This window comes from Ralstonia sp. UBA689 (genome assembly GCF_002298975.1).
Taxonomy (GTDB): Bacteria; Pseudomonadota; Gammaproteobacteria; order Burkholderiales; family Burkholderiaceae; genus Ralstonia.
Genome location: NZ_DBMV01000029.1, coordinates 25,005 through 33,493, shown reverse-complemented (window position 1 = coordinate 33,493; position 8,489 = coordinate 25,005). Strand labels below are relative to the sequence as shown.

General features: G+C 61.5%; 7 protein-coding genes and 1 tRNA gene. All 8 read left to right on the top strand.

The window, feature by feature from the left end; translation table 11 throughout:
- Window positions 1-110: 110 nt before the first annotated feature.
- The 8 genes from B4F51_RS13305 to rpoB all read left to right on the top strand — a co-directional run bounded on the left by B4F51_RS13305 (window position 111) and on the right by rpoB (window position 8,411).
- Window positions 111-186 (top strand) — tRNA-Trp (locus B4F51_RS13305).
- A gap of 56 nt (window positions 187-242) precedes the next feature.
- Entirely contained in the window at window positions 243-623 is a 381-nt protein-coding gene (secE, locus tag B4F51_RS13300) for a preprotein translocase subunit SecE (protein ID WP_296226232.1), read from the top strand.
- Between the two features lie 12 nt (window positions 624-635).
- The gene (nusG, locus tag B4F51_RS13295; RefSeq protein WP_296226231.1) at window positions 636-1,220 is read left to right on the top strand and encodes a transcription termination/antitermination protein NusG; all 585 of its coding nucleotides are present in this window, start codon (window positions 636-638) and stop codon (window positions 1,218-1,220) included.
- A gap of 176 nt (window positions 1,221-1,396) precedes the next feature.
- Window positions 1,397-1,828 (top strand): 50S ribosomal protein L11, encoded by a 432-nt coding sequence (gene rplK / locus B4F51_RS13290; RefSeq protein WP_296226229.1) that lies wholly within the window; start codon window positions 1,397-1,399, stop codon window positions 1,826-1,828.
- A gap of 2 nt (window positions 1,829-1,830) precedes the next feature.
- Window positions 1,831-2,526: a 50S ribosomal protein L1 gene (gene rplA, locus B4F51_RS13285; RefSeq protein WP_296226228.1), complete on the top strand. Its 696-nt coding sequence runs from the start codon at window positions 1,831-1,833 to the stop codon at window positions 2,524-2,526.
- 385 nt (window positions 2,527-2,911) lie between these two features.
- Complete coding sequence (gene rplJ / locus B4F51_RS13280) at window positions 2,912-3,418, top strand: 50S ribosomal protein L10 (protein ID WP_296226226.1); 507 nt, start codon at window positions 2,912-2,914, stop codon at window positions 3,416-3,418.
- 63 nt (window positions 3,419-3,481) lie between these two features.
- Window positions 3,482-3,856 (top strand): 50S ribosomal protein L7/L12, encoded by a 375-nt coding sequence (gene rplL, locus B4F51_RS13275; RefSeq protein ID WP_296226223.1) that lies wholly within the window; start codon window positions 3,482-3,484, stop codon window positions 3,854-3,856.
- Window positions 3,857-4,304: 448 nt separating this feature from the next.
- Entirely contained in the window at window positions 4,305-8,411 is a 4,107-nt protein-coding gene (gene rpoB / locus B4F51_RS13270; RefSeq protein ID WP_296226222.1) for a DNA-directed RNA polymerase subunit beta, read from the top strand.
- Window positions 8,412-8,489: the final 78 nt, after the last annotated feature.

The following is an 8,489-nucleotide window of genomic DNA, read 5'->3' as shown; positions in this document are numbered from 1 at the left end:
CGTCGCTAAGATCATCGAGTAAGTGCTGTAACTCTTCCGTGCGGCTGCCAACCGGCCGCACGTGAAGTGCCAGAGTGGGGTTGACCGAATGGCAACCCCAAAGCTGTTTTAGGGGTATAGCTCAACTGGCAGAGCGTCGGTCTCCAAAACCGAAGGTTGGGGGTTCGATTCCCTCTGCCCCTGCCAATTCATCAGCCGCGTAGCGCGATGCAGCGCCACGCGGCTTGTCTCGTTTGGGAAACATGGCCAATCCGAACGTCGAAACCGTCAACGCCGCCAGCGGCAAATGGCTGCTGGCTCTAGCGTTCCTGCTAGTGGTCGCCGGGGTGATCGGTTTTTATCTGCTGGCGCAGCAACCGGGCTACGTCCGCGCCGCTTCACTGATCGGCGGTCTGGTGCTCGGCGCCGTCGTCGCGCTGGTATCCGCGCCGGGGCAGAGCTTCACCGAGTTCGCCCGTGAGTCGTACCGCGAAGTGCGCAAGGTCGTCTGGCCGACGCGCAAGGAAGCTGGGCAGATGACCGGTCTGGTGTTTGCTTTCGTGGTGATCATGGCCTTGTTCCTGTGGTCTGCGGACAAGCTCATCGAGTGGGTGATTTTCTCGCTCGTGTTGGGCTGGAAATAATCGGGTGAAGCAATGACGGATAACGTAGCGAACGACACGCCCACGGATTCGTCCGCACCGGCCTCGAAGAAGCGCTGGTATGTCGTGCATGCCTATTCAGGCATGGAAAAGAGCGTGCAACGCGCGCTGCAGGAGCGTATCGAGCGCGCTGGCCTGCAGCATTTGTTCGGCGAAATCCTGGTGCCATCGGAAGAAGTGATGGAAAGCAAGAGCGGTCGAAAGACCGTGACTGAGCGCCGTCTTTTTCCCGGGTACGTGTTTGTCGAAATGGAAATGACGGATGAAACCTGGCACTTGGTGAAGAATACAGCCAAGGTGACGGGCTTCATCGGCGGGACGGCCAACCGGCCCACGCCGATTTCCAAGCGCGAAGTCGACAAGATCATGACCCAGATTCAGGAAGGGGTCGAAAAGCCGCGTCCGAAGACGCTGTTCGAAGTGGGCGAAATGGTGCGTGTCAAGGAAGGCCCGTTCACCGACTTCAACGGCAACGTGGAAGAAGTGAACTACGAGAAGTCTCGCCTGCGCGTTTCCGTGACGATCTTCGGGCGTGCGACACCAGTCGAACTCGAGTTCGGCCAAGTCGAGAAGGTATAAGGAATTCGGCACGGCGGTGCAAGCCGCCGTGCCAATCGCTGGGTCCGTCGGATCTGGCGGGCAGCGGCGGTGAAACCGCCCGCGCCAACAGAGGAGCGTCGGCCGTGTGCTGATGCGTTACCACTCAACAGGATTGCCGCCGCAAGGCAAACAGGGCAATCCGGATTGGAGTCAAGATGGCCAAGAAAATTGTTGGCTTTATCAAGCTGCAGATTCCGGCTGGTAAAGCAAATCCGTCCCCGCCCGTCGGCCCGGCCCTGGGGCAGCGCGGTCTGAACATCATGGAGTTCTGCAAGGCGTTCAACGCGCAGACTCAAGGTATGGAACCCGGCCTGCCGGTGCCGGTGGTGATCACCGCCTTCGCCGACAAGAGCTTCACCTTCGTGATGAAGTCGCCGCCGGCGACCGTGCTCATCAAGAAAGCAGCCGGTATCCAGAAGGGCTCGGCCAAGCCGCACACCGACAAGGTCGGCAAGATCACCCGTGCCCAGGCTGAAGAAATCGCCAAGGCAAAGAACGCGGACCTTACCGCAGCTGACCTCGACGCCGCTGTGCGTACGATCGCCGGCAGCGCCCGTTCGATGGGTATCACGGTGGAGGGCCTGTAATCATGGCAAAGATTTCGAAGCGCGTGGCCGCGAACAAGGCCAAGGTCGAGCGTACCAAGTTCTACCCGATCGACGAAGCCCTGAGCCTCGTCAAGGAATGCGCGAGCGCCAAGTTCGATGAGTCCATCGACGTCGCCGTGCAACTGGGCATCGATGCAAAGAAGTCGGACCAGGTTGTTCGTGGTTCGGTGGTGCTGCCCGCCGGTACCGGCAAGTCGGTACGCGTGGCCGTGTTCGCCCAGGGTGAAAAGGCCGAGCAAGCCAAGGCTGCCGGCGCTGAGATCGTCGGCATGGAAGACCTGGCCGAGCAGATCAAGGCCGGTAACATGGACTTCGACGTCGTGATCGCTTCGCCGGACACGATGCGCGTGGTCGGTACGCTGGGTCAAATCCTGGGCCCGCGCGGCCTGATGCCGAACCCCAAGGTTGGCACCGTGACGCCGGACGTCGCGACAGCAGTGAAGAACGCCAAGGCGGGTCAGGTGCAATTCCGTGTCGACAAGGCAGGGATCATCCACGCCACGATCGGCCGCCGCTCGTTCGAACAAGCTGCTCTGAAGAGCAACCTGGCTGCGCTGCTGGACGCTCTGAACAAGGCCAAGCCGGCTTCGAGCAAAGGCGTGTACCTGCGCAAGATCGCCGTCTCGTCGACGATGGGCGTGGGCGTGCGCGTCGACCAGGCTACGCTGGCCGCCTGATCGCTCTCGATCATTCGCACCGGGTGGCCCGATAACCATCCTGGTGTGTTAGCAGTTTCCTCTCGCGTGGCTCCGGTCACGCGAGCCCTTGAAGCTTGAGGGACAAGACTTTGGGCAGTGGTAGACGTTTGCGCAAGCAGGCCGATGCCGCTGGTTATCAAAGACCGTTGGCGGTGAAGGGCTCAAGATTTTGCTTGGCCGACACCTTAATCGCGGCGCAAACCGGCAACGGAAACGCGTCGCGGCCAACGCAGATGGCGCCCCCGAAGGGAATGAGTGACTTTGGTATTGCCGAAGTGATTTGTGCCAATCGGACGCCGTACTTTTGGACTGACCGAGGTGTCCGCAGCGACTGCGGAGACCGAAGTCGTTTTGGAGCTTAACCGTGGCACTCAATCTCGAAGATAAGAAGGCCGTCGTGGCCGAGGTAACGGCGCAAGTCGCCAAGGCCTCGACCATCGTCGTTGCTGAATATCGCGGTATCACGGTTGGCGATCTGACCAAGCTACGCGCGCAAGCGCGCCAGCAAGGCGTCTACCTGCGCGTTCTGAAGAACACGCTGGCTCGCCGCGCTGTGGAAGGCACGCCGTTTGCCGAACTCGCCGAACAACTGACCGGCCCGCTGATCTACGGTATTTCCGAAGACGCAGTGGCTCCGGCCAAGGTGCTGAACGATTTCGCCAAGGGCAATGACAAGCTGGTGCTGCGCGCCGGTTCGTACGATGGCAAGGTGCTCGATGTCAACGGCGTGAAGGCCCTGGCAACGATCCCGAGCCGCGAAGAACTGCTCAGCAAGCTGCTGTTCGTCATGCAGGCGCCGGTGTCGGGCTTTGCCCGTGCCTTGGGCGCCCTGGCTGCCAAGCAAGGCGAAGGCGAGGCCGCCGCAGCCTGATTGGGCGCGGCACTTCGTACAGATCGCACGATCGATACCGAATCACATTCTGGAGTTATACAAATGGCAATCACCAAAGACGAGATCCTCGACGCCGTTGGCGCGATGTCTGTGATGGAGCTGAACGACCTGGTCAAGGCGTTCGAAGAGAAGTTTGGCGTGTCGGCTGCTGCAGTGGCAGTGGCTGGCCCGGCTGGCGGCGCAGCTGCTCCGGCTGCTGAAGAGCAAACCGAATTCACCGTGACGCTGAAGAGCGCCGGCGCGAACAAGGTTGGCGTCATCAAGGCCGTGCGTGAAATCACTGGCCTGGGCCTGAAGGAAGCCAAGGACCTGGTCGATGGCGCACCGAAGCCCGTGAAGGAAGGCGTCGACAAGAAGACCGCCGACGAGCTGGTGAAGAAGCTGGTGGAAGCCGGCGCGGAAGCCGAAGCGAAGTAAGTGCAGGTCTCGCGTGCCGTGCTCGGTGCGCGACAGAGGCTGGCAAAGGGAGATTTCCCGGCGCCAGCCTTTTTGCGCTTGTGGGGCCGCTTGTTAAGCGATCCTGCAATCACGCAATAAGTATAGTTAAAGTCTCTTTTGCCGGATTTCCCGGCAGCCGGCCGAGGTAAGGCCAGCAGAGGCCAAACATCAGTGGCACACTAGGTAGTTCGCAGTCCGCTGATGTTTGTCTTCTGAACCGACTGCAGAAGGCAAGTTTGGTCGGGTACTCCCCCGTCCGTGGCATGAACTCCATGGGTTCATGTGCGGGCGGCGCGCGCAGTACCGTCAGCCAGAGGTTGGTAGCGGCCAACCGCCAAATCCCGTCACCAGTCGCTGAACACCTCAAGTGCCCGGCGTGACCAACGCCTCAGTCCGTCGCAGGCACTTGCGATGATTCGGAGATCCCATGGCGTACAGCTTTACCGAGAAGAAGCGTATTCGCAAGAGTTTTGCGAAGCGCGCAACGGTCCATCAGGTTCCCTTCCTGCTTGCCACCCAGATTCAATCGTATACCCAGTTCTTGCAGGAGAACGTACCTGTCGCCCAGCGTAAGTCCGAGGGCTTGCAGGCGGCATTCAATGCCATTTTCCCCATCGCGTCGCACAATGGTCTGGCGCGCATGGAGTTCGTTTCGTACCACCTGTCCAACCCGCCGTTTGACGTCAAGGAATGTCAGCAGCGTGGTCTGACCTTCCACTCGGCGCTGCGCGCAAAAGTCCGCCTGATCATCAACGACCGCGAGAACCCGACCAAGGTCAAGGAGATCAAGGAGCAGGAAGTCTACATGGGCGAAATTCCGCTCATGACCTCCACCGGTTCGTTCGTGATCAACGGTACGGAACGTGTGATCGTGTCCCAGCTGCACCGCTCGCCGGGCGTGTTCTTCGAGCACGACAAGGGCAAGACGCACAGCTCGGGCAAGCTGCTGTTCTCGGCGCGGATCATTCCGTACCGCGGCTCGTGGCTCGACTTCGAATTCGACCCGAAGGACATTCTGTACTTCCGCGTCGACCGCCGCCGCAAGATGCCGGTGACGATCCTGCTGAAGTCGATCGGCCTGACGCCGGAACAAATCCTGGCGCACTTCTTCGTGTTCGACAACTTCACGCTCAAGAGCGACGGCGCACTGATGGAATTCGTGCCCGAACGCCTGCGCGGTGAAGTCGCTCGCTTCGACATTACCGACAAGAACGGCAAGGTCGTCGTCGAGAAGGACAAGCGCATCAACGCCAAGCACATCCGCGACCTGGATTCGGCTGGCACCAAGCTGATCAGCGTGCCGGAAGACTATCTCCTGGGCCGCGTGCTGGCGAAGAACATCGTCGATCCGGATACCGGTGAAGTCCTGGCCAACGCCAACGACGAACTGACCGAAGGCGTGATCGAAAAGCTGCGTGATGCCGGCGTCAAGGAAATCCAGACGCTGTACACGAACGACCTGGATCAGGGTCCGTACATCTCGTCCACGCTGCGCACAGACGATACGGCCGACCAGACCGCCGCGCGTATCGCGATCTATCGCATGATGCGCCCCGGCGAGCCGCCGACCGAAGACGCCGTCGAAGCGCTGTTCCAGCGCCTGTTCTACAGCGAGGACTCGTACGACCTGTCGCGCGTGGGTCGCATGAAGGTCAATAGCCGTCTGAACCGCTCGGAGGGTACCGGCCCGATGGTGCTGACGGATGACGACATCCTCGACACGATCAAGCTGCTGGTGAACCTGCGTAACGGCAAGGGCGAAGTGGACGATATCGACCACCTCGGCAACCGTCGCGTGCGTTGCGTCGGCGAACTGGCGGAAAACCAGTTCCGCGCCGGCCTCTCGCGTGTCGAGCGCGCCGTCAAGGAACGTCTCGGCCAGGCCGAGACGGAAAACCTGATGCCGCACGACCTGATCAACTCGAAGCCGATTTCGTCGGCGATTCGCGAGTTCTTCGGTTCGTCGCAGCTGTCGCAGTTCATGGACCAGACCAACCCGCTGTCGGAAGTGACGCACAAGCGTCGTATCTCGGCACTGGGCCCGGGCGGTCTGACGCGCGAGCGCGCGGGCTTTGAAGTCCGTGACGTGCACCCGACCCACTATGGCCGCGTGTGCCCGATCGAAACGCCGGAAGGTCCGAACATTGGTCTGATCAACTCGCTGGCACTGTATGCGCAACTGAACGACTACGGTTTCCTGGAAACGCCGTACCGCAAGGTTGAAAACAGCAAGCTGACCGATGAAGTGCACTATCTGTCGGCCATCGAGGAAGGCAAGTACGTGGTGGCGCAGGCCAACGCGACGGTGGACAAGGACGGCAACCTGGTTGACGACCTGGTCTCCGCACGCGAAGGCAGCGAGCGTGAAACCCGGATGGTCACGCCGGACCGCGTGCAGTACATCGACGTGGCGCCGTCGCAGATCGTGTCGGCTGCAGCCTCGCTGGTGCCGTTCCTGGAGCACGATGACGCGAACCGTGCACTGATGGGCGCCAACATGCAGCGTCAGGCCGTGCCTTGCCTGCGTGCGGATAAGCCGCTGGTTGGTACGGGTGTTGAGCGCACCGTGGCCGTCGACTCGGGTACCGCCGTGCAGGCTACCCGTGGCGGTCTGGTCGACTATGTCGACGCGAACCGCGTGGTGATCCGCGTGAACGATGACGAAGCCGTGGCCGGTGAAGTTGGCGTCGACATCTACAACCTGATCAAGTACACGCGTTCGAACCAGAACACGAACATCAACCAGCGTCCGATGGTCAAGGTGGGCGACCACGTGGCCCGCGGCGACGTGATCGCCGACGGCGCCTCGACCGACATGGGCGAGCTCGCGCTCGGCCAGAACATGCTGGTCGCGTTCATGCCCTGGAACGGCTACAACTTCGAGGATTCGATCCTGATCTCGGAGCGCGTCGTGGCTGAAGACCGCTACACCTCGATCCACATCGAGGAGCTGTCGGTCGTTGCGCGCGACACCAAGCTCGGACCGGAAGAAATCACGCGCGACATCTCGAACCTGGCCGAAGCCCAACTGGCTCGCCTGGACGAATCGGGCATCACGTACATCGGCGCAGAAGTTGAAGCTGGCGACGTGCTGGTCGGCAAGGTCACGCCGAAGGGCGAGACCCAGCTGACGCCGGAAGAGAAGCTGCTGCGCGCGATTTTCGGCGAGAAGGCGTCCGACGTGAAGGACACTTCGCTGCGCGTGCCTTCGGGCATGAGCGGTACCGTGATCGACGTGCAGGTCTTCACGCGTGAAGGCGTGGTGCGTGACAAGCGCGCCCAGTCGATCATCGACGAAGAACTGAAGCGCTACCGCCTGGACCTGAACGACCAGCTGCGCATCGTGGAAGGCGATGCCTTCCAGCGTCTGGAGCGTCTGCTGGTGGGCAAGGTGGCCAACGGCGGCCCGAAGAAGCTGGCCAAGGGCACCGCGCTCACGAAGGAATACCTGGCCGATCTGGACAAGTGGCACTGGTTCGACATCCGCCCGTCGGATGACGAAGTGGCCACGCAGCTGGAAGCCGTCAAGGAAGCCATCGAGCAGAAGCGCCACGACTTCGACCTCGCGTTCGAAGAGAAGCGCAAGAAGCTCACGCAGGGCGACGAACTGCCGCCGGGCGTGATCAAGATGGTCAAGGTGTACCTGGCCGTGAAGCGTCGCCTGCAGCCTGGCGACAAGATGGCCGGCCGTCACGGTAACAAGGGGGTCGTGTCGAAGATCACCCCGATCGAAGACATGCCGTACATGGCCGATGGCACGCCTGCCGACATCGTGCTGAACCCGCTGGGCGTGCCTTCGCGGATGAACGTCGGTCAGATTCTCGAAACCCACCTGGGCTGGGCCGCACGCGGTCTGGGCGAGCGCATCGGCAACATGCTCAAGGCGCAAGCCAAGGCAGCCGAGATCCGCAAGCTGCTGAACCAGATCTACAACGAAAGCGGCAAGGTCGAGGACCTAGACAGCCTGTCCGACGCTGAAGTGCTGGAACTGGCCGAGAACCTGAAGAAGGGCGTGCCGTTCGCGACGCCGGTGTTCGACGGTGCGCATGAGGACGAAATCCGCCGCATGCTGGACCTCGCCTATCCGGAAGACATCGCGAAGGAGAAGGGCCTGACCGCCTCCAAGCAGCAGGTCACGCTGTTCGACGGCCGCACCGGCGAAGCCTTCGAGCGTCCGGTCACGCTGGGCGTGATGCACATGCTGAAGCTGCACCACTTGGTTGACGACAAGATGCACGCGCGTTCGACCGGTCCGTACTCGCTGGTGACGCAGCAGCCGCTGGGCGGTAAGGCCCAGTTCGGTGGCCAGCGTTTCGGTGAAATGGAAGTGTGGGCACTCGAAGCGTACGGCGCGTCCTACGTGCTGCAGGAAATGCTGACCGTGAAGTCGGATGACGTGAACGGCCGGACCAAGGTGTACGAGAACATCGTCAAGGGCGAGCACTCGATCGATGCCGGCATGCCGGAATCGTTCAACGTGCTGGTGAAGGAAATCCGCTCGCTGGGTATCGACATCGACCTCGAGCGCAACTAAGCCGCCGGTGGGATGGGGGCGCGGCAGCACGGGTTGTCCCGGTCTGCCGCGCTCCGGTAACAGCAGCCATTGACGAAG

What these genes read in the sequence shown, in the direction of transcription:
- nusG (WP_296226231.1), top strand. Translation starts at nt 636, where the DNA reads ATGACGGATAACGTAGCGAACGACACGCCCACGGATTCGTCCGCACCG.
- rpoB (WP_296226222.1), top strand. Translation starts at nt 4,305, where the DNA reads ATGGCGTACAGCTTTACCGAGAAGAAGCGTATTCGCAAGAGTTTTGCG.
- rplK (WP_296226229.1), top strand. Translation starts at nt 1,397, where the DNA reads ATGGCCAAGAAAATTGTTGGCTTTATCAAGCTGCAGATTCCGGCTGGT.
- rplL (WP_296226223.1), top strand. Translation starts at nt 3,482, where the DNA reads ATGGCAATCACCAAAGACGAGATCCTCGACGCCGTTGGCGCGATGTCT.
- rplA (WP_296226228.1), top strand. Translation starts at nt 1,831, where the DNA reads ATGGCAAAGATTTCGAAGCGCGTGGCCGCGAACAAGGCCAAGGTCGAG.
- secE (WP_296226232.1), top strand. Translation starts at nt 243, where the DNA reads ATGGCCAATCCGAACGTCGAAACCGTCAACGCCGCCAGCGGCAAATGG.